Raw genomic sequence first — 24,616 nt, 5'->3', positions numbered from 1 at the left:
GAGCGTATCGGTCACATACCACCAGTTGAAGCCGAAAAAGCATATTATGCTTCCAGTGCAAATAATGTTCTGGCAGCCTGAACTTCCGAACTTAACTCTCTCCAAAAAAACCGGTGCGGTTCAAAGTGCCTCCTGTGTCAGGCGGTTGCCAAGAAGCAGTGCAACTGCTGCTTCCGCTGTATTATTCGATACAACCGGATCAACCTGGAGGCCAACAATCAATAACATCGCCTCATCTTTAATGCGGTGATCCAGCCAGTGACTGACTACCCCTGGTCCATTGCTGTCAACATACTCAACAGCGCAGGTTATGCCAATCTCCTGCCAGGCTTCCTGCCAAATCTCCCGAACAGCAGGGAGTGACAGAGATGAAGAGACATCAAGGATGACAGCCAGTGAAGCATTTTCCGGGAACTGATCGACTGGAAGATCAACAATGAGCTCTGAAAGCAGACGTGAGGCGACCAATTCAGGAGTATCTTCTGACTCTGTCGGAATACGGCTCAGCCTATTGCTTTTCTCGTCTTTCCAGTCCGACTGAGAAATGATAATGCTGTGATTATTGAGCATTTCAACGGCAACCGAAGCTTGTTTATCTTCCTGATGAGCGGTAATAAATGTTGTATTCAATACCTGAAGCGCACGACGTGCTTTCCGGGTCTCACGCAAGATCCATTGCTCCCGGCATCTGTCAAAACCATTGGCTTTACTGTCCTGTAATGACCAGACCCACATGCGAAAACCGAAACTGACAATCCAAACAACGACAGGCGTACCAATAGCAAACATCCAGAAGTGCCTGTTATCAATGTAGCGTCCGAATATACGCATAAGGATCACGCTGATGACCAACATTGCCATCAGGACAGCAATCCAACGTGTTTTTTTTGGTGTGACCGGTCGTGGATAACATTCAGGAGGATGCTTTAGGGAGTAAAACATATTTTCTCAGCCAAATAGCTACAATAAAATTTCAAACACTATACTTAACAAGCTTCAAATCAGATGCCCCAGCAAACATTTTGCAAGAGAGCATCTAAGAATCAAACTCATGGAGTTATAATGTTTTGGCTTTCTTACCAGATTTTGACAACTGATATACTTCTTCAATTAAATATTTATTTTTATCCAAAATTAGGTGGTATTCAAAATAATCCATATCAGCGTCTGTCTCTCCAAATCTAGACGGCACTCCTGTTTTAATTATAATCTCTTGATCCTTTTTTTTAGTGCTGAGTATTTTTTCCCTATCAGAAACATGCAACGAGTATTGCCCATAGACATCATAACCAATCCTGCTTGTAGATTGAGTACAATGTTTTTTAAGTAATTTGCTGTACTCATCTTTTGCCTGAAAACTAGCGTCTTCACTTAGATTTTGCGTAGCTTCTTCATTCCACTGCTCATAGTCACTTATAAAATTAATGACTGTCTGCTGAGGAGTCAATTTTGAATTTGAACTCATTGCAAATGCAGAAAAGGTCATCGACACAAATAACACAATTAGCAATTTTAAATATTTCATATTTATTCCTTAATAGCAAAATAATCGGCATCTTGTTCTGTAGAATCGTTAAGCACATACCAAGCGTGCTTAAACGCAGGCCACCTGACGTCCTCAAACGCCATTCTCCCTGGATTTATTCTCCGTGTAACCTCTTCTGCATTGTTATGAGTCGCACCTTGATCAGCCCAAAAGTTTATACTTAATTTCCCTGAGGCTACAAGTCGTCCATTGCGGCCTATATATTTTTGTTTGCTGGACCAGTAATAACCTCCGGCATCAAATGCAAAAAATGCATCCTCTACAATCAGATCATTATGGGGTTCTGTAGTGAAATAATTAGAACCTGAACCTTGCCGATATTCACTGTAATGGCCATAATTAGCCCTTCCAGTTAGGTGAATAGATCCTCGACCTTTAAATCTAGCACCATCACCAGTCAATGTATTCCCTAGCTTATGGCCCTGATCCGTGCCCGGGTCGTAGTGTACAGAAAAATAGTTCGCAGAGCCTAGCTCGACTAAACTATCGAACCGCCCGGTTTCAGCAGCATCTGACCGAAGAAGTGTGAAATCCTGATTGGTGTATTAATTCCATATTTATTTAGTATTTTGGGGAGAGCCTCATTTATCGCCGTTGGACGTTTAACATCCCCTGCACTATTCGTGCCTTCTTCGGTTAAACACTTTGTAAGTTTATCAATGGTTAATGGATGTCGACGATCATAAACAGCCACTGGTGATTTTTGATACTTTCTTACCAATTTAATAATATCGTTCAGACTGAGCCAACTGCAAAGTCTCATGTGAGTAATAAAATCTACAGGGTTGAAATGCCACAATCTTCCGCTACTGAGCGCTTCCGAATCAAAACACAGCGCCTCTGCGTGCTGTTTGAACTTCCCGAAGTCTTCTTACTCATCAGGACCCGCTCCTTCGTTTCCTGCGTACCTGGCATCTGCCATGTTGCCGTAATTACTTTGTGGAAATAAGTTTGCCACCCAATTCATAATTGGTTTTAAATTTCATCATCAATCACCTTTTTTGCTTTTTTTTCGCCCATAGTGCCCGGCTTTGGTCCGGTATTCCCGCTGAGTGGCAGATTCAATGCCATTCGCATCAAGGGTGATATAGCTTTCCCTCGTTAATAGCGACCTGTTTTTTGGCAATAATTTCGATACGGTACTTCAGTACTGACGACGCTGATCTCTCCACGAGCGATGAGTTCCATCAAATCATTATGTGCCTGAATCCTCACCGACCCATGATTCGCTATTTGATCATCCCTACCATTTCCGATCCCGATAAACATATTTTATCTTTATTTAATCTTGAATGAGAGATATGATTCCTTGTAATCCTTAAATAAGGATGGGTCACCTCTACCACTAAAGATGAAATTTATATGATTTGGTAGATCAATTTCTGCTTGAAAGCATTTATCAGTATGATAACCGGCCTCATCTTTATATTTACATGAGACTATCGCGCTCACGCCAGTAAATTCTGTTGTAACATTAATATCTGCCAGGATAGGAGCACCATCAGTAATAGCCTCCCATACCCCGTCATCATTCATAGTAAAATAGTCACTTTCACCACTTGAAGTCTCTCTGCAAATCTTAAGGTAACGACCTGATTGAGCTAACTCGTCCCTAACAAACAAACAATTTTCTTTTTCTTTGAAATTCCATTTGGCAGGAATAGTAATAGTTGAATCTTTAAAGATGATTGACTTATAACTTTCACGGCTATAGCCGGAACAGGGAAAAAAAACAAAAAGGAATATTGCCATAGCCTTCATTTAAATATCTCCCACAATAGAATATGCACTTTGTGTTAATTGATATCGACGGCCAAAAGATTGCTCATCCCACCTGTTTATTACCATGCTCACAGATCTTGAGCTATCACGAGAAACCCCTGCGTCAGCCCTTCTTAGTACGCCATTCTTCGCTACAAATTGCCCTCCAGAATCAATGCAATTATAAGGTATTGTGGATATATTTTGTGGGTTATCGATTACAGGTACTCTCATCCGTGTAGGATTTTGCCACCAATTATTATCGTAATCCGTACGATGCAACCATCCTCTATAAGTCCAATACCCCGTGTAATTTGACAAACCCGTTAGCTGTTTAAATCCTCTTCCGCGAAATTTCATCCCATCTCCAGCATGAGATAAATTTGCATCAATAGCCCTTCTTTGAGGTGAAGTCAATACAGGTCTGTTTCTAGACAAGATACAGCGTTGAGCCAAAGATAAAATCTAACTTCCCCAAAAGGCCTTCCCAAAACAATTAATCAGAAGACAAACCATCTAATATTTTCTTAGGGAAGTGACTCAAGCATTCTTTATCTTTTGCGGATGATATCACGAGGTGATATACGTCCCCTGCAACTCCAATATAAACTATATTTTCATTGCCGTCATGGATCATTATTGTAAAAAAGCCCTCCAGTTGTCTTATTCCCCTTACTAAAATAGATGACCTCATCGTTGGGTTTACCATCCTTCATGCTTGCAACTGTGAGTGTTTTCAACTGCAGCACAGAGTCATTTGCAATGTAAACATTACCATCAATTGTTAATCTATCATCACCATCAGTATAATTAGTACCATCAGTATAATTAGTACCATCCGCACCACTAGTAAACAAAAGAAACGAGTCATCTTTCGAGTATTTCACCTTACTTTCATCAAGAACATCAGTAATAGCACCAGTGTCTATCTTTGCACATAATGAAATCGACTCTTTATTAACTTGCTCACCCGCCGAGTATGCATTAACTGAAAATGCAAAAAAATAACGACAATAACTTTGAGAGTTGAGCATCTCATTTTTGTATATCCTATATTATTGATCTGTAGCCTTTAGGTATTTTTATCATTAACAAACCAAAAGCTTTACCAATTTATATCCATTGATTCAAAAAGTGATTCAACTTCATCTATAAAAGAAATTTTATTCTTCTGCGTGTATTTTATTGGAGTAGAACTATACACTGCAGCATAATTATCTTGCGAGTAAAAATATATGTCCCTGACGATACTGATTGGCTTGTTATTTTTATCCTCGAAGATAACATCTGAAACAACCACACCCCCATTATCTTTTGGAGTGAACTTTATTTTCACAATCGGATTTAATGTTTCAATATACTTATCATTCCCACTCTGCTTCACAATATCATGAATTGTGCTCTTTAATTCATCCTTGTCATATCCATACGTTTTAGTAGATTCATCCCATGTCAGATAGCTTGCTCCACCAGTTGGGTTTGCCTCTGATGTAAGGATGAATGTATCCTTTATTCCTTTGGACTGAATGGGAACGGGTTTATCACGACATTCTGAATCGGAAGACGCTTGCATAATAGCAGAGTAATTAAAGCCTCCGGTGTCAAACTCTATCGTCTTACAATAATCAATATTTTTTGCATAAGTACTGGAAACAACTCCAATTGCAAGAATTGTAGCCAAGGTTTTAATTTTCATATATGTACTTTCAACCTAAAAATTTAACATTGTCATTTGGATAAACACTATCATTTAAAGCGTAAAATGCGTGTTGAAAACAAGGCCATCGGATACCATCTAACCCATTACTCCCGCCATTGACACACTTAGTTACCGCCTTAACTTCTGCATAAGTAGTCCCTTGGTCGGTCCAGTAATGTATGCTCAATGGCCCCCAGTTAACTAATTTCTTATTTTGTATCTTCATTCTTTGCTTCTGAATCCAATAGAACCCATCAGCATCACAACAATAATAGGATGACGATATTAAAATTTCTGCACCTGCTGAACTTATGAATCTCTCGCCGTCGCCTTTATATTTACTATACACTCTATAATTAGTCCTACCTGTTAGTTGTATAATTCCACGACCTTTAAATTTAATGCCATCTCCAACTTGATCGTTCCCAAGCTTTCTCGCAAGTTCGTTTTTATTATAATGCTTTGTATCAAATTCAGGCTCATACTTATCAAAGTATGAGTTTTTCCCTTTTTCTTCACATTCGCTAATCCGGCCCGTTTCGCAATATATCTGTGATAGAAAGTGAGCTAATCTTATTGTGCTATTTACACCAAAACTTCTTATTGCCAATGCCAGGCTCTTTCTCATTTCTGATGGCCGAATTATTACTCCTGTTGATTTTTCTTTCTCTTGATTCAGGTGTTCGATTACTGTTTTTTCCGTCAATCGTCCTTCTTCTCTTAAAGTAGATTCATTCTTTACGGTTTTTCTGATCGTTCTAATAAAGTCTTGTTCACTTAACCAATTACATTTTCGGAAAAAATTAATGAATTCAACAGGGTGTAAATGCCATAGTCTTCCGCCATCGAGAACTCCAGAATCAAAGCACAGCGCCTCTGCGTGCTGTTTAAACTTCCCGAAATCTTCTTCGCTCATCAGGACCCGATCCTTCGTTTCCTGCGTGCCCGGTATCTGCCACGTCGCCGTGTTTTCGGAGGTGCACTGCTCCCAGGGCAGACCGGTCATCAACCATTTATACCTGGCTTCTATTGTGCTTTTTTCCCACTCGAACGGTAAACAGCAGATAAGTCTGCGGCTTTGAGCGTCGTACCTGCCCTCTTCCTGCAACTTTCTGATGATCGCCGAATTACACTGGCTGTGGGTATCTTTGTCATCATCAACCAGCCGCCATCCCGTCCAGTGGGGAAAATCCGCATCGCTAAACTTTTTAATGCCGGGATCGGCAAGATTTACCACCCCAGTTCCACCCGGATAACTGACCGTCATCCATAACGGCGCGTCTGCCGGCACCAGTGTTTCATGGTCAGTATTGATGACCCGACCAAACCGCAGCAACTCAAACCCGGCGCTGGGGCTCTCCTTATAATTCCGCATGGCCGTTTTATAAAGATTGTATTCGTAATCTTCACCATCCGCGTTAACCAGCGGAGTGCCGACGGTTTCAAAAGCATCTTCAGTGCCCGCACACGTCTGGCGCGTCATCATTGTGCAGGCACCCTGGCCGAGGGTCATGCTGGCATACAAAGGCACCGTACTTGTGTGCACTTCGGTCAGACCGACTACGGCAGGCGTATTCTCTGCCGGGCGCGTCGCATAAAACGTTGTGCCTGCTGGCAGGTAGAAATGGATATCACCGTAAACCGCATCGGTGCGGCCATCTTTCGAAATATCCAGATTCTCCGTTTTTCGGCCCGTCAGTTTACTGATGTTGACCTCATCACAGAAAATCTGGAAATGAAATTCATTCTGGCCGTCAGTCATTCCGCAAGAGCCCAGCGGGTCTTTACGGTAGATTTTGGCGTCAGCTTTTATCTCTGCTTCCAGAAACTTCAAATGCATATACAGAGAGTAAAAAACAACTTTACCGTTCTCTCCTGAACCAATTTCTGTCTCATGCTTCAATAAAATATAGCCATCATCCGTTCCCCTTATAGGGGCATATCTCAGTGGAAACTGGTCTCTCTTCTCTGGCGGGGAGGGCTTGCGAAACGATACCACCGTCCCGTCAGCGATTGCCCTCACCTTCTCCGGCGTTGTGCCTGCATCCGTATGCGATATATGGATACCGCCATGCCAGGACTCTGAGGCATTGAGAGGATATCCCCGGCGAGAATTGACAGGCATCATCGCGTCAATCCAGTCGGAGTCAGACTGAGTGGCATTTTTATCTCTCAGAAACGGAGGACTGATAATCATGTTGTGACTCCTTGTCAGGAAAAACTGAAGGTACTGGAGGGTTCGGTCGTTTCAGGTGCCACATTCGGGAAGTCTTTTGGCTCACTGGCCTTATCTTTTCGCCCATAGTGCCCGGCTTTAGTCCGGTACTCCCCCTGAGTGGCAGATTCAATGCCATTCGCATCAAGGGTGATATAGCTTCCGCCACCATTTATCGTGACTTTTTTCTTCGCGGTGATACGAATTTCATCTTCAGTACTAGTGAGACTGAGGTCGCCACGTGCGATCAGATCCATCAGGTCATTCTGTGCCTGTATTTTTACCGGCCCCTGATTCGCGATGAGCTTGATCCCCAGCTTACGAACAAACACGCTCATCGCATTACCGACCCCGATAAACAGATTTTTCACCACGCTGACGTCAGCATTTTTACCCGCCGAGGCAATCAGGTTCTGACTGGCCGACACCTGCAGGTGCCGTCCACTGGTCAAAGCAATACCCTCCGGCGCGCTCAGCAGCAGCACCGATTTTTTGAGGTCTATCAGCTGTTGTTCCAGCAACGCTATCTGTGCCTGGAGATCGGCCGGATTCGCGGTCGCCTTCTGCGCATCATCGGAGATGGACGTCATCTGCTCCCGGGCATCACCCAGATTGCTGACCGCTGGCTGCATCTCCAGCACCTGACCCTGCGCTTTCGCCTGACCGTCCGCACTGATAAACATCCCTTTCTGTGCCCGGATGGCCCCCCAGCTATCGGTTCTGAGCTCAAAACCCTCACCGCGCTTCTGCTTCTCCGCATTCACTAAATGTCCGAGATTCAGCTGACTCTTGCCGCCGTACTCCGTGGAGACCTTGATATGCTCCTGGTCACGGCTGTCATCGAGGCGGATTTTGTTGTTCGCCGGGGTACGCAGGACGTTACGTTTGAAGTTTCGGATAGTGACATGGTCACCGTGCGCCGAGTCGTGAAGTACGCCAGAAATGTACGGTCTGTCCGGGTTACCGTCCTCGAAACCAATCGCCACTTCGGTGCCCGCCAGCAGCGGCAGGTGCAAGCCGTAAGTGTCGCCGGCATACGGGCGGGACTGCCGTACCCACAGGCTCTCGAACCCGGTCTCCCAGTTATCACGGTCAAACAGCATGTTGACACGATAGCGGCCCTCTTTATCGATATGGCCATAGGTGTCATTTTCGGCGGTGCTGGTGACGCGGGCCGGTAAGGTACCGGCCATCACCGGGCGTGAGCCGGGTTCAGGGCGGAAACTAAAATCCGTGCTGTCCGGGAGACCGTCAACATGCACTTCAAAATCGCGGTCGCGGCGGGCATGGGTGGTCATGGCGGTGATCACCACACCTTTGGCGAAGACCTCTGCCACTTCCTTACCGCCGGTGACTTTCAGCAGCATACCCGGAGAGAGCGTCGGACAACTGGTGAAGGCTTGAGTCTGCGTCTGGCCATTCAGGTAACGTTCATGACGGATGCGGGCATAGAACGCCCCCGATTCTGGGGCCGGATTACGGTCATACGTGCTGCCCGCCGTCTGGTAGTTATCCGCGTAGTGATAGGCATCGCCGTAGGTAGTGGCATCCCCGCGGGTCGCATCCACCCGGGTGTTCATATCTTCCGTGGCCTGGCGGTAGTTGTAGTCGCGGGTGCTGACCTGCTTTTGCACCACATGGTGATGACTCTCCATCCCCCACACCGAGTCCACGCCTTCCGAGTGCTGTCCTGACGGCGGGACTGACGGCAGGGTCAGGCCTTTCTCATACCCCTGCTGACCGTCGTAAAACTCCACGACGTCGATGTTCAGGCGTGTGTCGGTGGTAAAGCGGAACCAGATGCCGACCTCACCCAACAGGCGGGTGATAAAGTGCAGGTCATCCTCACCGTACTGCATCACCTGCTCGCGGCGCGGATACTCTTTCGTCAGCGAGAACAGAAAATCCTGACCGCGCATGGTGTGGCGCTCGCGCAAGATTTTTTCCACAATCTGTGGCACCGACATGTCCTGATAGATGGCGTTCTGGTGTGAGCGGTCAAGCAGCGCCAGGCGTGGCCTGAGCGTCAGAGCGTAACGGGTTTCATCCTTTGAGGTGCTGAGGCGTTCAAAGCCGCTGACCACGCCCTGTACGACCCGCACCGGCTGCTGCAGCTTGATGCCGTAACCCTGGTCAACCGGCGCCTGCAGCGTCAGGGAGGCGGCCTTCATCAGCATCATCTCTTTGCTGATGGTATGGTCACCGCTGGTGAATTCAATACGGTAGCTGAACGGCAGGCTCAGGGCTTCCTGGCCCTCAAAGGCCAGCACATCCAGTTCCGCTTTACAGCCCTTCACCGCCAACAGGTGGTGGTTGTGGCTGAATCTAATCGGGGGGTTACTGCTCATTTGTGCACTCCTTGTGTACGGTCAAACGCCAGCCCGATACCCTGTTCCTCATTCCAGCTAAGGCGTAACGACGGTGCTTTATGTCTGGCGGCCATGTGGGTCAGTTGCTGGCTCAGCACGGCAAAATCTGCTGATTGAGTAGGCTGTCGACGTTGCCTGTGCTGGTGTCCGGCAACAGGCAGCCGGCAGTCAGGGCATCGAACAGACTTTCATTGATGTGAGTGGTCAGTCCGTAATGGTGGCTCACCTGCTCCAGCAGTTTCAGTAGCCAGTGTTCTGGCAGGATTTCCCATGACTTTCTCTCTTTATCCGTTCCTGGACACGCTACCGCCCCTCGCTGTTTCCCGTTGTTGGGGACCAAAGCGCATGCGGTCGGGCTGGCAGATTGTGTGATTCTTTGCTGAAAGCCCGCGACTGACAGACGTTCAGCAAAAAAGAAAAAACGGACAGAGAAGCTCTGCCCACTTGCGACTTACGCGGTGGTACGTTCGTTCCAGCTATCGGAATGAATGATGTTGCCGTCTTTGTAGGTCCAGGTGATTTTTTCGTAACGCAGTTCAATCTGCTCGATATGGTGAACGCTGTTGAAATTGTTTTTATTCATGCTGACTTTTTCGCGCTTAGACAATAGCCCTTCTGCCTTGCCATTGCTGAAGTCGCCGACGCTCAAGAGTTTCAGCAGCAGCTCAACTTTCTTTTGGGCACCATTTGTAAACAGGTCTAATTTTATATTTCCGCGTGCGCGAAGCATCTTATTCTGAAATAATTCTGGCATATACATTTACCTCCTGAATAAATCCATTTATCGGATTGAAAGTCACCCTATGAAAATAGGGGCTTTTATTTTAATCAGTGATTTGCATTAATGTAAAGCAGGAAAAGTTGAAAGGTATATTTCAGCAAAATGATTTCTATTTAAGCAAAACTTAAACTCCACGTCTCGTCTAGAATTAAATACAAAAAACCCAATCAGTTAAATTAATTTAAATGAAAAAGTTATTAACCTAAGGATTTTTGTTCACAGAGTGCAGAGAAATTATTAATGTTAAAAAATTCTAAAGTCCGGATATGGACATGCCCTGCAAAAATTCGAAATGATTTGAAAACACCGATTTTCCTACGAAAGTCCGTTACTTCATCTATTACTTTCACGCATAGATAAATCAATAGTTTAGAATTCCCGACTTCCTTCTCGTTTCTTTCATTAGGTACAGAATACATTTTCTTCATATCCATGTTAATCATGGGGTCAATATTGTGTATTCATTAAATCAGTTGGCTATCTCAAGGGACCCTTTCGCTAGACTGTCCAGGACTGGTGTTTGAATGTTATCTGGCTAAGTTTTTTTCGCTGAAACCTGGTTAGTTCGCACAGATAGAGAGGCCAGTTCTGCCAGTTGCTCCTGAGACCAGGCATTTTTAAGCCGGTACTCTTTAACCTTTTCACCAGTGCTCATTTGTGTTTATGCTCCCCGTTTATATTCGATAAAGACATTCTCGCATATAGAGCCTCCTGGAGACACGACACACAGCTGACATCATCATGACAAGACAGCGACAAACTTAATGAAACGACTATCGTTACCTCGCTAAGTTTTTTCGCAGAAGCGTCGTAAGGTATAATAAACTCACCTGTTTCATAAATCTTTTCACGTTAAAAACTTCTCATTAGCATGCCAACTTTTACTAAGTTATAGTACCTCACAGTAATGTACATATTAGTGACTTTAGTTTGGTTGCGTCAAATTATGAGATCTAAATTAATGAATGAAATATTTTTTTCGCATATTGGAAAAAATGAACATATTCAAGAGTATCTTGAAAAAAACTTGGCTAAGTATAGAGATATTAACTACGCTTTTATGGTAATGAGTAAATGGGATATAAATGACATTACTATTATAAGTGATATGCCAGATTATTTTTCAGATATTTACCTTGGTAATAAATATCAAAGTGTAGATCCTATTCTTCTTAACGCACTTAATCGGGTTTCGCCTCTTGCCTGGGATGAGAACATGATGATTAATAATCAATCAAAGTTCGAAGAGGTTTTTCTTTCAGTAAAGCCTTATTATAATATAATTAGCGGGCAAACTTTTGTTTTACATGATCAAAATAATCATTTAGCAGTATTATCACTCTATATTAATAAGTATTTAATGGCGGATATTTATGAGGATGTCACTAAACATAAAGATGCATTGCAGGGATTATTGATAAACGCTCATGAAATGTTACTTTATCTCTATCGTGAGGAAAAAGACAATAAAAGTACAATAAATTGTAAAAAGCTCTCTTCCCGCGAGGCTGAAATACTTTATTGGAGCAGTATCGGTAAAACCTATTCAGAGATTGCATTTATTCTGGGTATTAAATCGCCGACCGTAAAATTTCACATGGGTAATATTGTAAGAAAACTTGGTGTCTCCAACGCCAAACATGCCATTAGGCACTTTTTAATGGAGCACCGAACAGTTTTCTGAAATCATGACTATTGTTTTCACATAGACAATATAAAAGTCGAATCGGGATTCTTTCCTCATGGATAACAATCAATTTTATCTCCCGATCACAAGCTAATGAGTAACCAAGGTGACATAAAAACCGCCACAAGCCAACTATGAGTACAATAAGTTACTTTATTTGAAAATAACGTCATTAACGAGTACTATAGTACGCATAAGTATTCGGAGGTGCTGATGGATTCGTTAACGCTGCAAGCTTTTCTTGATAATCAATGGGTTGATATGGCAAGCATTCTGTTCCCGGACAGTGAGCAGAACGCTTATCGCGTTACTGAAATACACTATCAGTCAGACTATGCCATTGAGAATCTCAACCGTGACGATAGTTATGCCGCCTCTCTTAACCATCCGGTTTCGCTGTTCTTTGAGGACGACGGCACACGCGGCTGGTTAAAGTTTCTCGATGATATTATTCCCAGCGGAGCCAGCAGACGCTATTGGTCAAACTATCTCGATCTGGAAGGATTGACCGTCGACCAGCAAAACTTTGTGTTGCTGAAGCATGGCACGCTGTCACCTATTGGCAATCTACGCATTAAAGAATCATTGCCCGAATACTATCCTTTGGCGGAGACGCTATTTTTTACCGTCGATGATGTCAAGGACAGAGCCGGTGACTTTCTGGATTATGCCCAGCAGCGCGGAGCCGCCGCCGGGGGCGCGACGGGCGCAGGCGGTGAAGCGCCAAAACTGCTGCTGCGATGCAACCCGCAACAGCATATCTGGATCGACACCTATCAAAATGATCCGACCAATCGCGATATTCACTATCTGGTGAAATATCCGCGCGGTGCCAGGACCGAGGTCGATTGCAATATTTTAAGGGCCGAGTTCTATTACTACCATGAACTGGAGGCGATGGGCTTTGCTACCATCCCCACCCAGAATATGCGGCTGGAAGAGGGGCTCAACTACCCTTCCCTCTGGCTGCCGCGTTTTGATGTCTGCTTTGCCGAAAATGGTCAGGTAAAACGGTTGGGCATGGAGTCGGTCTATTCCATCCTGCGTAAATCACCGGGTGTAACCTTATATCATCAAGAAACCATAAGAGCCCTGGTGGAAAAAATCACGCAAAGCAATATGGTGATCGAGCAGGGTTTTTATTTTGACGTGCCCGCATTTGTTATTGAATGGGTACGCCGCGATCTGCTGAATATCATTTTCGGCAACAGTGATAACCATGGCCGCAATACGTCGTTTCTAAAAGATAAAGCCAGTATCAGACTCGCGCCAATCTATGATTTTGCGCCAATGAAAGCCGACCCCGAAGGTATTGCCCGCACTATCAAATGGACACCGCCGTTAGAAGTGGGCGGTGAATACGATTTTATCGGCATTGCCGAATCTCTTGCCGATCTGGTTCCTGTCGATGTGTTGTTGCCGGCACTAAAAGAAACCGCGCAGTTGCTGCTCGGACTACAACAAAGACTGGCGGACCGAGGTATTCCGGCACAGATTCTGACAATGCCCGCCATTGGTTTTGATTTTATTGCCACGAAATTACAACGTTGGGGTTTGCTATGAAACAGCCTGAACAGGGATCCAATTCAGTTCGAGATACCATCAATAAAATTAAATCCAGACAGAGTCTGCAAGAAACATCTGGGCATGATGATGTGGCCAGTACGCCGGTGTTAAACAACGAGCCTAAAGACAACCTGCGGCGGCAAAGGGTATCCAACAACTCCAGGGCGATTGGTACGCAAGAAAGAAAGTCGGCGCTGAATGCCATTATCAAAAGAGTGCTGCTCGGTGAATTGACTCAGGGTCAGGCATTAAAAACTTTGCGCATTGATGTGCTGGGGATGAAACAGGACGCCTTTGCCAAACTGGTTTCTGTCTCGAGAAAAACATTGTCGGAGGTGGAAAATGATAAGGGCAATTATACCTCCGACATAATCAATAAACTGTTCAAGCCGTTTGGCTTACAGGTCGGCCTAGTGCCAAGCTCCCGTCATCTGTTGGCGACACTGTTTAACCCGTCATAATTCTACTGGTCCGGCAAAGAAGATAATGCCTGCCGGACCCTGTTGGCTTAAATCCCGGCTTCGCGGATATCGTGCGCATTGATTGCACCGCTAAGGGTACCATCTTCCGTCACTACCGGAGCGGCAGAAATCTTATACTGCTGAAACAGCGCCTGCGCTTCTGCCGCCAACTGCCCCGCCGATAAGGTAAAGCCCGGAACCGTCATGGCATCTTGTACCGCCGCAGTGATCACGCCGCCTTTCATTAGCCAGCGGCGCAAATCGCCGTCGGTAAATACGCCTTTTAATTTATTATCTGCGTTGGTTATGGCAACCAACCCCAGTCCGGTGCGGGTCAGTTCAAATAGCGCGTCGGTCACCGTTGCTCGGTCGCTGACGCAGGGAATTTTTTCAGCGTTACGCATAATATCGCCAACGCGGCATAGCAGACGTGTACCCAAACTGCCGGCAGGATGAGAGCGAGCAAAATCATGTTCGCTAAAATTACGCGCACGCATCAGGGCAACCGCCATGGCATCGCCCATAATCAGCGTATTAACCGCCGAAGATGTCGGTGCCAGTCCCAACGGACAGGCTTCTTTATTGGCATGAATATTTATACAGTAATCCGCCGCTTCGCCGAGTGGTGAATGCGGATTGCCGGTAAAGGCGATAATGCCCACCGGCAGCGCTTTCAACAGCGGAACGATAAGACGAAATTCGGCGGCATGGCCAGAACTGGAAATCAATATCACGACATCCCCGGCGGTGATCATGCCGAGATCGCCATGCAGCGCTTCTGCAGGGTGCACATAAAAAGCCGGAGTGCCGGTACTGGCCAGCGTGGCGGCGATTTTTCTGCCAATATGACCCGATTTCCCAATACCACTAACAATAACCTTGCCGCGGCAAGCCTGGATCAGCAAACAGGCCTGAATAAAATCATTATTCAGCCGTTCGGCCAGATTGGCGGCTTCGCGCAGTTCGGTTTCAATGGTTTCACGGGCAGCAGTTAACAACAGTTCCTGCATGGCTTAGTCCTCACCGGCAATAATAACCTGGATATTCATATCACGTAATTGCGCCGCGGTTTCGTCAGCGATCCCCTTGTCGGTGATCAGTACATCCACGGAGGCCAGGCTGCAAACCACATTAGGACTGCGACGGCCAAATTTTGAGGAGTCGACCAGCAGAACAATTTTTTTCGCGGCGCGGCACATTGCCTGACTGACGGTAAACACCTCATTAAAAGTGGTTACCCCGGCATTTAAATCCACACCGTCAGCGCCAATAAAAAGAGTATCAAAGCTGAACTGGCTAAATGCCGACTCGGCAAGGCTGCCGTGTAAGGAGGCTGAAGTTCGGCGATAGGTGCCCCCCGGCATCAAAATCACCTGGTCATTGTTGAGCTCGACCAACTCGTTGACGATGCTCAGGCTATTGGTCATTACAGTAATATTATTAAAATTAGCCAGATAGGGTACCATCTGCTGCACCGTACTACCGGCGTCGAGGATCAATGAGTCACCCTCGCCGATCAGTTCTGCCGCACAGTGAGCAATGCGCTTTTTCTTGTCAATATTGATCAGCGTTTTTCTGTTGATAGGCTGATCTCCCTCATCGCGATTCAGCATCACCCCGCCGTAGGTGCGGATCACCGCGCCCTCAAGCTGCAGGCGTGACAGATCCTTACGGATAGTGGTGCCTGTGGTTTTAAAAAAAGCCGTTAACTCTTCTACCGTTGTCGGCCCCTGCCCCTGTAGATATTCAAGTATCTCGGTCTGGCGCTGTTTGGGTTTCATCGCGATATCCTGTTCAAAAAATGAGTGCTTTACCTTTCTCATCCCGAACGACTCAATGCGCGATGCAAAAGGATTAATCTTTCGAAATGAAAGGTATCATCCTTTGTTTGTAATGGCTAATGTCAATGCCTGTCTTAGGGCTTTATTATGCGGAAATATGATATCAGGACTGATTTTAGCCAGTTGCAGCCCCGCCAGTTTAGGTTCGCTGACCGGGCTGGAAAATACCGTCAGGCCTTTCATAACAAAATTGCCGGTCACCCGATTTTGCGAGTCGACGCTAATAGCCATCACCACGCGAGGAACAAAGCGTCCACTTGAACGACCTATGCGAACGACACCATGATCGGCCAACCCGGACAGGGCGCGATTAAAGCGACGGATTTGCAGCCACCCCAGGGCGGTCTGCCCGCTCCAGGCGATACCTGCCAGTAAAAGAAATGCGTTGATAGGATCCATAGCCATACCTTTAAAAAACCGGCAGCTTGCACTGCCGGTATATTGTCAGAACATGACCTGGCCACCGGTTACATTGATGGACTGGCCGGTGCAGTAAGCCGCTTTATCACTGGCGTAAAACAGCAGAATATTGAGCACATCCTGATAGTCGCAGCCGCGTTTAAGCGGAACTTTATCAATGTAGTACTGTTCAACCTGCTCAGGTTCAATACCGATTTTCTCAGCGTACTGCGGAATAAGCGATTGAAACATTGGTGATTTCAACAAATTACCCAACATCAGTGAGTGCACGGTGATACCGTATTCGGCCAGATCCAGAGCGATAGACTGCGTGAGCCCTACGCCGCCAAATTTCGCCGCGCTGTAACCTGAATTGTGTTTGCTGCCCACTTTGCCGGATTTTGAGTTAATCTGAATAATTCGCCCTTTAATGCCGTCGCGGATCATCAGCCTGGAAAACTCACGGGCACAAAGGAAATAGCCGACCAGATTGATCTGTAGCGACAGATCAAAATCATTCAACATAAACTGGGTGATAGGTGCAGCTTTTGCCACCCCTGCGCTGTAAACCAATAAATCAACACGTTTAAAGGTTTCATCAATCGCCCGAGCGAGGGCTTCCACACTCTGCTCATTGGTGGCATCCACTTTAAAACCGGATGCAGTTCCCTCGCCATATTGGCTATTGATCTCGTTTGCGACTTTTTTTGCGTTGGCTTCATTCAGGTCGGCAACGGCCACCCGATAACCGGCATCAACCAGCCCTTCGCACAGATAAGCACCCAGCGTCTGACCACCACCAATAACTACAGCAACCTGATCCATTTTATTTCTCCTGATTATTCACTTAACAAGCAAAACTTCTGTCCTGGCTTGAGCATCGCTGGCGGTATACCGACAACGTGAACCATGCCTGGAAATTCGGCCTCGGTGGCCCCATCAAAACGTATAGTGATATGCCCTAGCTCATGCAGATTCTGCCTGGCTACCTCGCCGATGGCGGTCACCGGGTATCGCTGTTCACCAAGAGTCAGCAGCGAACCAATGGCTAATTTCTCGGCATTATTGATATCGTTGCGGTGAATAAAGCAGTACTCCGCGACATCCTGCGGCGCGCCTTCGCCAAAGGTGATGATGAAATTATCTTCCAGTGATTCACTGGCCAGCGGGCCGACAGCCACAAAGGTTGATTCATAGAGCGTTTTCATAACTTATCCTGCGTTTACTGATAAATAAGTCCAGAGACAGCCCAGGCGACCAGGACGGCGGGCGCACCGGTAAGAAAGCGGCCGACCAGTACGGAAGGAACCCCGACTCTGACCGTATCCTGACGCGCATTGGCCAGTGATAATCCCACCGGGATAAAGTCACAGGCGGCCTGTGAGTTGATGGCAAACAGCGCCGGCAGTGCCAGATGAGGCGGAATGGTACCCAGACCAATCTGCACCCCCACCAGCACACCGATAACCTGTGCGATGACGGCCCCTGGGCCAAGGAATGGAGACAGCAGCGGGAACGAACAGATCAGCGCCAAAGTGACCAGGCCAAAGGGGCTGTTGGCCAGCGGCGTCAGCCCATGGGCAATAAGGTCACCGAGTCCGGACGCAATAATGATGCCGATAAGCGCCGAAACAAACGCCATAAAAGGCAGAATGGTTTTCAACACCGTATCAATGGTTTCTCGACCAGCCTGAAAGAACACCGCCACTACCGACCCCATACCCATGCCGACTTTTGCCAGCAGACCGTCGCTCTGTTCGGTGATCTTCTTGGTGGTATCGTAATCCCCCTTTCTTGGTGCTTCGCCAGCAGGAATATCTGCGGCGTTTTCAGTCCTGGTCTGCGTTGGCTGATCTGATACATCGCTGTATTGGATGTTGTCTGGCCTGACGCCGGAAACGTAAATATCTTCGGTAATAAACTGCGCCAGTGGACCCGACTTACCGGTAGCGTGGATATTGACCGTCGGAATATTGCGCTTTGGATACAGTCCGCAGCGCAAAGTGCCGCCACAGTCGATCACTGCCACGCCAATTTCGTCCGCCGGTGGCTCTCCTTCGCGAAAACCGTCCACCGCTTCCCAACCAGTGAGTTCTTGCAGTCGGTCAACGATTGCCGGACGAGTACCGGCGGTGATGTAAACAATCTTTTTGCCTGGCGTAGCAATTAATGAAAGTGGACCACCCCAACCGCTTTCGCCCTTAAGTATTGTTATTGTGTTAGTCATCGTGCACTCCGCTCTTATAAACGAACCTGACGTTCAAGTTGGATGCCCATCTTTTTCTCAAAGATGGCAGTAGTAAGGTCGGTGACCCAGCCACGGAAGAAATTCATAAACATCCCCACCAGCAGATAGCTGACAGCCAGCGGTCCCAATGGCAGATGCAGCGTAGTCAAGCCATTGGCAATACCGAGATAGACAAACAGTTCACCGGGATTGATATGAGGGAACAACCCGTTCATCGAGTGACAGCTATAGGACGCGGCGGCGTAATAGCTGGGTTTGTATTTTTCCGGCATAAACTTGCCCAGACTGAGAGTCATGGGATTACAAAAAACGAAGGTGCCAATCACCGGGAGCAGCAGATAGCGCGAAACCGGATTACCGGCACAACGCTGGGCCAGATGCTCAATGCGTTTTTGCCCGACAAACACAATCAGCGCATTCATAATGACCAATAAGCTGATTAACAATGGCAGGATCCCTGTCACCATACCGACAAAGACTGTCCCTCCTTTCTGAAACAAACCGATAAACCACTCGGCGCCATGTGTGATGATTTCAATCATTCTTAACCCCTTTATGTAGAGAACAGATAAAGCCTATATATTCACCGCGAAGATAAGTTAAAACTATTTTGAAACCATTAACGCTACAAAGATCACAAAACGATTAGATAATCTTTCGATGTGAAAGATAAGATAAAAGAAAAAAGCTTTCATTTCGATTTTTTAACTACCGTCTGCTATGAAAAATGGCGCGAATGAGAAGATAAAACAGATAAATAAGGGGTTAGCGGCACAGAAAGTGAGACTTCCTTTCTCCTATTGATATGAATTATTCATTAATCTATGGGGTTTAAATTCGAAATCTTGCATAATGAAAGGAAATAGTCTTATCCTCCCCCTGATAACCGGCTTCGTTAAGGAAAAGAAAGAGAAATGAAATCACGCGATAACTTGAATGATTATGTCGCCTTCGTGACCGTCGCTCGGGAAAAAAGCTTTACTCGTGCTGCCGCCCAGCTTGGCGTTTCACAGTCGGCGCTAAGTCATACCATTCGCGGACTGGAAAGCAGTCTCGGCGTAAGGTTATTGACCCGTACCACACGCAGTGTGTCGCCAACCGATATTGGCCTGCGTTTGCTGGATAGTCTCTCCCCACGTTTTGAAGAGATCAGCAATGAAATTGCGGCAATCGGCGATACCCTGGATAAACCGGCGGGGACCATCAGGATCTCGGCCACCGACTACGCTATTCAGACCATCTTGTGGCCCCGGTTGGGTAAAGTGCTTAAAGCCTATCCCGATATAAATATTGAACTGATCAACGATTATGGTTTGACGGACATTGTGGCCAACAGGTTTGATGCCGGAGTAAGACTGGGGGAGCAAGTGACCAACGGTATGATCTCAGTGCGAATTGGCCCTGATATGCGGTTTATCGCCGTTGCATCTCCCGAGTATCTTGGTACTCACGGTATCCCCGCTACCCCACATCAACTGGCAATGCACCGCTGCATCAACTTAAGACTGCCCAGTCATGGCGGTTTTTATGTCTGGGAATTTGCCAAAGACGGTAAAGAGGTCAAGGCTCGTGTCGATGGCCAGGTGGTGTTTAATTCGGTGTACCAGGTGGTCGATGCCGCTATCGATGGTTATGGTATTGCCCATGTACCGGAAGATTTAGTCAGCGAGCAGATTGCGCAAGGCACCTTGCAGCAGGTACTGGATGAATGGACGCCATACTGGGATGGTCTGCATATTTTTTATTCCAGCAGACGGCAATCCTCAAGAGCAATGAACATTGTGATTGATGCATTACGGATAAAGAACGCCTAGCCGGCACAAGCCATAACGACCCGTCGCGATATTTTTGTTATATTGTCAGCCGTTAGCGCCGCGGATCGGCATCTTGCGCCAACATCGTTATGGTGCCTCACAGGCGATCATCGGTTATACGTTTACTAAGTGATATAGAATCAGGCAAATGAAGACAAACACGCAAGATAATCGCCACCGGGTATTACAAGTTGCCAGCGAGATCATTGGTTGCAAGGGATTTTCTGCTGTCGGTTTAAATGAAATCCTAACCGCGTCGGGTATACCGAAAGGCTCCTTTTACCACTATTTCGCCTCCAAGGAAGACTTTGGTGCCGCCATGCTGGAAGACTATTTCAGCAACTATCTTGCCAACCTCGAGATGTTGATGGCGCAGCCGCTCAGCAGCAAAGAAAAGCTGATGAGTTACTGGCTGGGCTGGCTGGATACCGGCGAGGGTGATATCCCCAAGGGACATAAGTGTCTGGCGGTGAAACTGGGCGCCGAAGTCAGTGATTTATCAGTCACCATGCGTGAGGTTCTCCATCGCGGTACAGGCAATATAGTTAAACAACTGGCAAAAATGGTTGAAGGTATGATTGCAGAAGGTGATCTGCTCTCTCCGCCGGAAGGCATTGTAGATTTTGCCCAGGCATTGTACCAGCTATGGCTGGGAGCCAGCCTGATGGGGAAAATGACCAATAATGCCGAACCTTTGCAGGTTGCGCTGCAACTGACTCAGCGGTTGCTACAGCGTTAGCTTTAGCAAAACGTGCGGCTATTCGCAGTAAGACTTACTATCGGATCTGTTTTTCCCTATTCTTTATACGACTGGTCTAATAATTGAATTATGCAACTGGTAGGTCAAGCGGGCAGATCGCAGCAGCGTATAACGACTTACCCTCAATCAGCTAATAAGGTGATATATGAATATTCTGATGATCCTCACTTCTTATCAGCAATTTGGCGGCAAACTATGAGCGCCTATGTGGTTTTTATCCGTGACGAAACGCTCGATGCCGACGAGTTAAGCACTTATGGTACCCTGGCGAGTCAGGCGCGAGGTGATCACCCTATTACCCCCCTCGCCTTTTATGGCGATCTTGAGGTTCTGGAAGGCAAGTCGGCAGAAGGTGTGGTGATCCTGCAATTTCCAACGCTGGAAGCCGCAAAAGATTGGTACCACAGCCCGGCTTATCAAGCGGCCAAAGAACACCGTATGAAAGGTGCTTCCTACCGAGTGTTACTGACCCAGGGAGTGGAGGCTTCCTGATAAAAATGAAAGCCCCCGCTAATATGTGGAGCAGTTTTACTAAAGCATCAGGAAAACTACGTTACACGCTGGTATTCAAGGAAGGATAATCTTCTTATGCAGGTTGGCTGCATCCAGGCTAACCTGCCTTTTGCGGTTTTGGCTGAAAAAAGAGAAGGGATAATTGAGCTCGCCGTCGCCCTGATCTTGTTGTAATAAATAGGTCAGCACCTGATGCTGATCATCAATATCCAGGCTAAGCTCATCACTAATTAATAACTGGCCCTCATACTGCCAATAGCTGGTCAGCGGACCATAAACCAGCAACGGCTTGTATTGCGGATCCATCTCGCGAAAGATGGTGTTGACCAGGGCATCATTTTCGCCAATAAGATTAACTTTGCTACAGTAGACATCGCCCTCGTACGCCAACCCGGGAATATCATCCCCGGCAATTTTGAAAAAATCGGATTTGGTTGGCGTAAGTACTTTGTGCGCGTCTGAAAAATCTTTCGATTCATCAACGCTATAAATTATTTGCCTCTTTGCCCGCATCACCTGGGCATAGCGTTCCTCGCCTGCTGCAGTATTACGTTCACTGTCCAGGCTATGCGTTAAAGCATGAACGATTTCGTGCATCACTACTCGTTCAAAACTATCGGGTTTTAGTTCTACGGCATCTTTGCTTTCGCCCAAATAAAAACTCGGATACTGTTCACTATTGTGCGTCAGGTATTTACCGTTGATGGCGACATACCCTTCTTTATTATCGCTGAAACAATCTCGTGTATTAAAGGCTCGACTCATATGCCAGTCATCGGCCAGCGGGATAACGGTTACCGGCGGTGAGATACCTTGCCCAATCAAAGTTTGCCGCTGATCGAGTATTTTTCTAAAGGTAGGTGATAATTGATAAGCTCGTTGGGTAGCATGTCTGATATTCTCCAGCATTTGCTTTTGCGTCGCGGTAATATTGCCGGAACCCTCTTTAAATACCCTATCCAGCACCGGATGATTAAAATAATGCTGACCATTGAAATACGCCGTCGCTGGCTGCCCCTTATGAAATAAGGCATAGTCATCAAATAGTTTTTGCGGGGTTCTGACGTTGACTTTCTGACGCATGGCGTAGTCAGTTGCACGTTTTACTCGACTATATATATCCTTTTTTACTGGTAACTCAGTTGCTATCTCCACATTTGCCGCTAAATGCCTGGCGTCGTGGTGTTTCGAATTTATATTCATAGGTTATCCCCTTTGCGTAAATACTCCTCGTTCTGGTCCAGACACAAGCATTGCCGCAGCCATAGCTATATGGCTGTCATCTGGCAACGCCTATCCCAGTAAGTTAAGTGGCTAAGCCAGGCGGGGAAGTTCCTCTCTTAGGGGAGTCAGTTCTGGACGGTAGATCAAGAAATTTCGTTATCACGCAGCCTTTGATCGACTCGTCCAGCCTGCTGAGATACTACAGGGTTAATCTTTTTTTCTGAAACTGAATAACACCACTACGATTGCCAGAATAATTAATACGCCACCAGCCAAAAAAGCGATATGGTTTTGTCTTACGAGTAATTCATTACCGGTAAGATTACCTTTAGCGAACTCGGTACATGCCACTAAAATACTTAGCCCCAGCGCCCCCCCGATCTGATGCGCCGCATTTACTATTCCCGAGGCTGCACCTGCATCCCTGGCGTCAACGCCTTTGATTCCCCTGGACGTTAGAGGCGCCATTGCCCCGCCGAGACCAAAGCCAATCATTAGCAAGGGTAAAATCAGCCCGCCAGAAAAAGTAGACTGCTGGGTTAGCAGGCTAAGCATCACCATGCCGGCTAATGACGCCAACAAACTGATTAACAATAGATTTCTGCTACCGACTCGGCCAATTAAGCGATTGGCGTTTAAGGCCACAACAAAGTTGATAATCATAGCGGGTAAGAAGGCGAATCCTGCCTGGCTTGCACTGTAATGCATCACTCCCTGCATAAACTGGGTGGAAAAGAAGAAAAATCCCATGGCAGTACCGATATATAACAATCGTGCCAACCAGGCGCCCGAGCGCTCCAGACTTAGAAATAACCTCAGCGGCATAATAGGTTGACTGGCATGTTTTTCAACTTTTATAAAAAGGATTAGCAGGAGAACGCCCGTAATCAACGCCCCCTCAGTGACGGGACTACTCCAGCCTTGCGTCGCCGAATTAACGATCGCAAAAACCAGGCCCGTCATACCGGCACAACACAAGAGTGCACCAATAAAATCAAAGGCCCCTGAATGTAATTCAGTTTCCGGTATATATTTTTTTGCTGCCAGGATCAGCACTAAACCGATAGGGACATTAATTAAAAATCCCACCCGCCATGAAATAAGATCAGCAACAATACCGCCGATCACTAAACCCACACTGGCAGATAATCCCCCGGCGGCAGCATATAGCGATATTGCCCGAGCACGGGCATGACCTGCGGTAAAGGTTGTTTGCAGCAAGGCCAGAGTGGAGGGGGCTAAAACAGAGGCCCCCACCCCTTGCACGGCACGAGCCGTAATCAGCCATTCGGCACTGGGTGCCATGCCAATGGCCAGGGAAGAAAAGCTAAACAACAGCAGACCGGAGATAAACATTTTACGCCGCCCTATTATATCCCCGGCTCGGGCGCTGAGCAGTAGACCGCCACCAAAGGTAAGCGCATAGGCACTGGAAACCCAGGAAAGTCCCGCCTGGGTAAAACCAAACTGTTGATGGATTTTTGGCAGCCCGGTAATAACAACAGAATTATCGATAACAATCATCATGTAACTAATAAGGATGACAGCTAAAACAATATTGGGGTGTGTAACTGAATTTTTAAGCAATAAATCTGGTTTTTTGCAGGCTGAACCTTTAAGTGGATCTTGTGTAGTACCTCCCCTTATAGTTTTTACAGACTTAATCATTACTTCTCCGGCAGTATAGGCGCTATTTTTTAACATAACCTAGCATCTCTCCGGCCAGTGATTA

The 24,616-nt window shown here is 46.6% G+C and carries 24 protein-coding genes and 5 pseudogenes; 6 read left to right on the top strand and 23 right to left on the bottom strand.

The genetic code is table 11. The annotated features are described in order from the left end of the window. Positions 1-120: 120 nt before the first annotated feature. The 14 genes and pseudogenes from GW590_RS21245 to GW590_RS24425 all read right to left on the bottom strand — a co-directional run. Positions 121-861, bottom strand: a complete 741-nt coding sequence (locus GW590_RS21245; RefSeq protein WP_235956009.1) for a hypothetical protein — start codon at positions 859-861, stop codon at positions 121-123. 196 nt (positions 862-1,057) lie between these two features. After that, positions 1,058-1,525, bottom strand: coding sequence for a hypothetical protein (locus GW590_RS21240; protein ID WP_169405074.1), 468 nt, complete (start codon positions 1,523-1,525; stop codon positions 1,058-1,060). 2 nt (positions 1,526-1,527) lie between these two features. Next, on the bottom strand, positions 1,528-1,947 hold the full coding sequence (locus GW590_RS24230) for a hypothetical protein (RefSeq protein ID WP_211186865.1): 420 nt from the start codon (positions 1,945-1,947) through the stop codon (positions 1,528-1,530). Between the two features lie 131 nt (positions 1,948-2,078). Next, positions 2,079-2,476: pseudogene (locus GW590_RS24670) on the bottom strand (hypothetical protein); the annotation flags it as partial. Between the two features lie 58 nt (positions 2,477-2,534). After that, positions 2,535-2,818 (bottom strand): annotated as a pseudogene (locus tag GW590_RS24435) (DUF2345 domain-containing protein); the annotation flags it as partial. 6 nt (positions 2,819-2,824) lie between these two features. Then, a complete protein-coding gene (locus GW590_RS21225; protein WP_235956008.1) occupies positions 2,825-3,307 on the bottom strand; it encodes a hypothetical protein in 483 nt (160 codons plus the stop codon). Further along, positions 3,308-3,742, bottom strand: a pseudogene (locus tag GW590_RS21220) (hydroxyethylthiazole kinase); the annotation flags it as partial. 191 nt (positions 3,743-3,933) lie between these two features. Further along, positions 3,934-4,341 carry a hypothetical protein gene (locus GW590_RS21215; protein WP_169405073.1) on the bottom strand — a complete coding sequence of 136 codons (408 nt, stop codon included), beginning with the start codon at positions 4,339-4,341 and terminating at the stop codon, positions 3,934-3,936. A 71-nt stretch (positions 4,342-4,412) separates the two neighbouring features. After that, a complete protein-coding gene (locus tag GW590_RS21210) occupies positions 4,413-5,003 on the bottom strand; it encodes a hypothetical protein (protein ID WP_169405072.1) in 591 nt (196 codons plus the stop codon). A gap of 10 nt (positions 5,004-5,013) precedes the next feature. After that, positions 5,014-7,203 (bottom strand): hydroxyethylthiazole kinase, encoded by a 2,190-nt coding sequence (locus GW590_RS21205; RefSeq protein WP_328803089.1) that lies wholly within the window; start codon positions 7,201-7,203, stop codon positions 5,014-5,016. A 14-nt stretch (positions 7,204-7,217) separates the two neighbouring features. Beyond that, entirely contained in the window at positions 7,218-9,569 is a 2,352-nt protein-coding gene (locus GW590_RS21200; RefSeq protein ID WP_169405071.1) for a type VI secretion system Vgr family protein, read from the bottom strand. Beyond that, positions 9,566-9,810 (bottom strand): annotated as a pseudogene (locus tag GW590_RS21195) (hypothetical protein); the annotation flags it as partial. The pseudogene GW590_RS21195 and the gene GW590_RS21200, both read right to left, overlap by 4 nt. Before the next feature lie 231 nt (positions 9,811-10,041). Continuing rightward, positions 10,042-10,344, bottom strand: coding sequence for a type VI secretion system contractile sheath small subunit (locus tag GW590_RS21190; RefSeq protein WP_169405070.1), 303 nt, complete (start codon positions 10,342-10,344; stop codon positions 10,042-10,044). 583 nt (positions 10,345-10,927) lie between these two features. Then, a pseudogene (locus GW590_RS24425) lies at positions 10,928-11,026 on the bottom strand (DNA-binding protein); the annotation flags it as partial. Positions 11,027-11,332: 306 nt separating this feature from the next. On the opposite strand from GW590_RS24425, the gene GW590_RS21185 reads away from it, so the two are divergent. The 3 genes from GW590_RS21185 (at position 11,333) to GW590_RS21175 (ending at position 14,085) form a co-directional block, all read left to right on the top strand. Beyond that, on the top strand, positions 11,333-12,055 hold the full coding sequence (locus GW590_RS21185) for a helix-turn-helix transcriptional regulator (protein ID WP_169405069.1): 723 nt from the start codon (positions 11,333-11,335) through the stop codon (positions 12,053-12,055). A gap of 216 nt (positions 12,056-12,271) precedes the next feature. After that, positions 12,272-13,621, top strand: coding sequence for a type II toxin-antitoxin system HipA family toxin (locus GW590_RS21180; RefSeq protein ID WP_169405068.1), 1,350 nt, complete (start codon positions 12,272-12,274; stop codon positions 13,619-13,621). After that, a complete protein-coding gene (locus GW590_RS21175) occupies positions 13,618-14,085 on the top strand; it encodes a helix-turn-helix transcriptional regulator (RefSeq protein ID WP_169405067.1) in 468 nt (155 codons plus the stop codon). Before GW590_RS21180 ends, GW590_RS21175 begins: the two co-directional genes overlap by 4 nt. A 47-nt stretch (positions 14,086-14,132) precedes the next feature. On the opposite strand, the gene GW590_RS21170 is transcribed toward GW590_RS21175, so the two are convergent. The 7 genes from GW590_RS21170 to srlA all read right to left on the bottom strand — a co-directional run bounded on the left by GW590_RS21170 (position 14,133) and on the right by srlA (position 19,115). Further along, the gene (locus GW590_RS21170) at positions 14,133-15,095 is read right to left on the bottom strand and encodes a KpsF/GutQ family sugar-phosphate isomerase (protein ID WP_169405066.1); all 963 of its coding nucleotides are present in this window, start codon (positions 15,093-15,095) and stop codon (positions 14,133-14,135) included. A 3-nt stretch (positions 15,096-15,098) separates the two neighbouring features. Beyond that, positions 15,099-15,866: a glucitol operon DNA-binding transcriptional repressor SrlR gene (srlR, locus tag GW590_RS21165; protein ID WP_169405065.1), complete on the bottom strand. Its 768-nt coding sequence runs from the start codon at positions 15,864-15,866 to the stop codon at positions 15,099-15,101. Between the two features lie 96 nt (positions 15,867-15,962). Then, positions 15,963-16,325: a transcriptional regulator GutM gene (locus GW590_RS21160; RefSeq protein ID WP_169405064.1), complete on the bottom strand. Its 363-nt coding sequence runs from the start codon at positions 16,323-16,325 to the stop codon at positions 15,963-15,965. Between the two features lie 45 nt (positions 16,326-16,370). After that, on the bottom strand, positions 16,371-17,150 hold the full coding sequence (gene srlD, locus GW590_RS21155; protein WP_169405063.1) for a sorbitol-6-phosphate dehydrogenase: 780 nt from the start codon (positions 17,148-17,150) through the stop codon (positions 16,371-16,373). A 14-nt stretch (positions 17,151-17,164) separates the two neighbouring features. Further along, positions 17,165-17,533 carry a PTS glucitol/sorbitol transporter subunit IIA gene (locus GW590_RS21150; protein WP_169405062.1) on the bottom strand — a complete coding sequence of 123 codons (369 nt, stop codon included), beginning with the start codon at positions 17,531-17,533 and terminating at the stop codon, positions 17,165-17,167. 14 nt (positions 17,534-17,547) lie between these two features. Continuing rightward, positions 17,548-18,552 carry a PTS glucitol/sorbitol transporter subunit IIB gene (gene srlE / locus GW590_RS21145; RefSeq protein ID WP_169405061.1) on the bottom strand — a complete coding sequence of 335 codons (1,005 nt, stop codon included), beginning with the start codon at positions 18,550-18,552 and terminating at the stop codon, positions 17,548-17,550. Between the two features lie 14 nt (positions 18,553-18,566). Continuing rightward, entirely contained in the window at positions 18,567-19,115 is a 549-nt protein-coding gene (gene srlA / locus GW590_RS21140) for a PTS glucitol/sorbitol transporter subunit IIC (protein ID WP_169405060.1), read from the bottom strand. Between the two features lie 372 nt (positions 19,116-19,487). On the opposite strand from srlA, the gene GW590_RS21135 reads away from it, so the two are divergent. From GW590_RS21135 to GW590_RS21125, 3 genes are all read left to right on the top strand, one after another. Then, positions 19,488-20,387 carry a LysR family transcriptional regulator gene (locus GW590_RS21135; protein ID WP_169405059.1) on the top strand — a complete coding sequence of 300 codons (900 nt, stop codon included), beginning with the start codon at positions 19,488-19,490 and terminating at the stop codon, positions 20,385-20,387. A gap of 148 nt (positions 20,388-20,535) precedes the next feature. After that, positions 20,536-21,126, top strand: a complete 591-nt coding sequence (locus tag GW590_RS21130; RefSeq protein WP_169405058.1) for a TetR/AcrR family transcriptional regulator — start codon at positions 20,536-20,538, stop codon at positions 21,124-21,126. A gap of 216 nt (positions 21,127-21,342) precedes the next feature. Continuing rightward, positions 21,343-21,639, top strand: coding sequence for a DUF1330 domain-containing protein (locus GW590_RS21125; protein WP_169405057.1), 297 nt, complete (start codon positions 21,343-21,345; stop codon positions 21,637-21,639). Between the two features lie 75 nt (positions 21,640-21,714). Here GW590_RS21125 and GW590_RS21120 read toward each other — a convergent pair whose 3' ends face one another. Together GW590_RS21120 and GW590_RS21115 are read right to left on the bottom strand one after the other, a co-directional pair. Then, positions 21,715-22,863 (bottom strand): hypothetical protein, encoded by a 1,149-nt coding sequence (locus tag GW590_RS21120; protein WP_169405056.1) that lies wholly within the window; start codon positions 22,861-22,863, stop codon positions 21,715-21,717. Between the two features lie 228 nt (positions 22,864-23,091). Further along, positions 23,092-24,588, bottom strand: a complete 1,497-nt coding sequence (locus tag GW590_RS21115; RefSeq protein WP_235956007.1) for an MFS transporter — start codon at positions 24,586-24,588, stop codon at positions 23,092-23,094. Between the last annotated feature and the right edge of the window lie 28 nt (positions 24,589-24,616).

The organism is Rouxiella aceris (genome assembly GCF_012933545.1).
Taxonomy (GTDB): domain Bacteria; phylum Pseudomonadota; class Gammaproteobacteria; order Enterobacterales; family Enterobacteriaceae; genus Rouxiella; species Rouxiella aceris.
The sequence above is the reverse complement of the archived record's forward strand: the minus strand, read 5'-3'. Positions and strand labels throughout refer to the sequence as shown.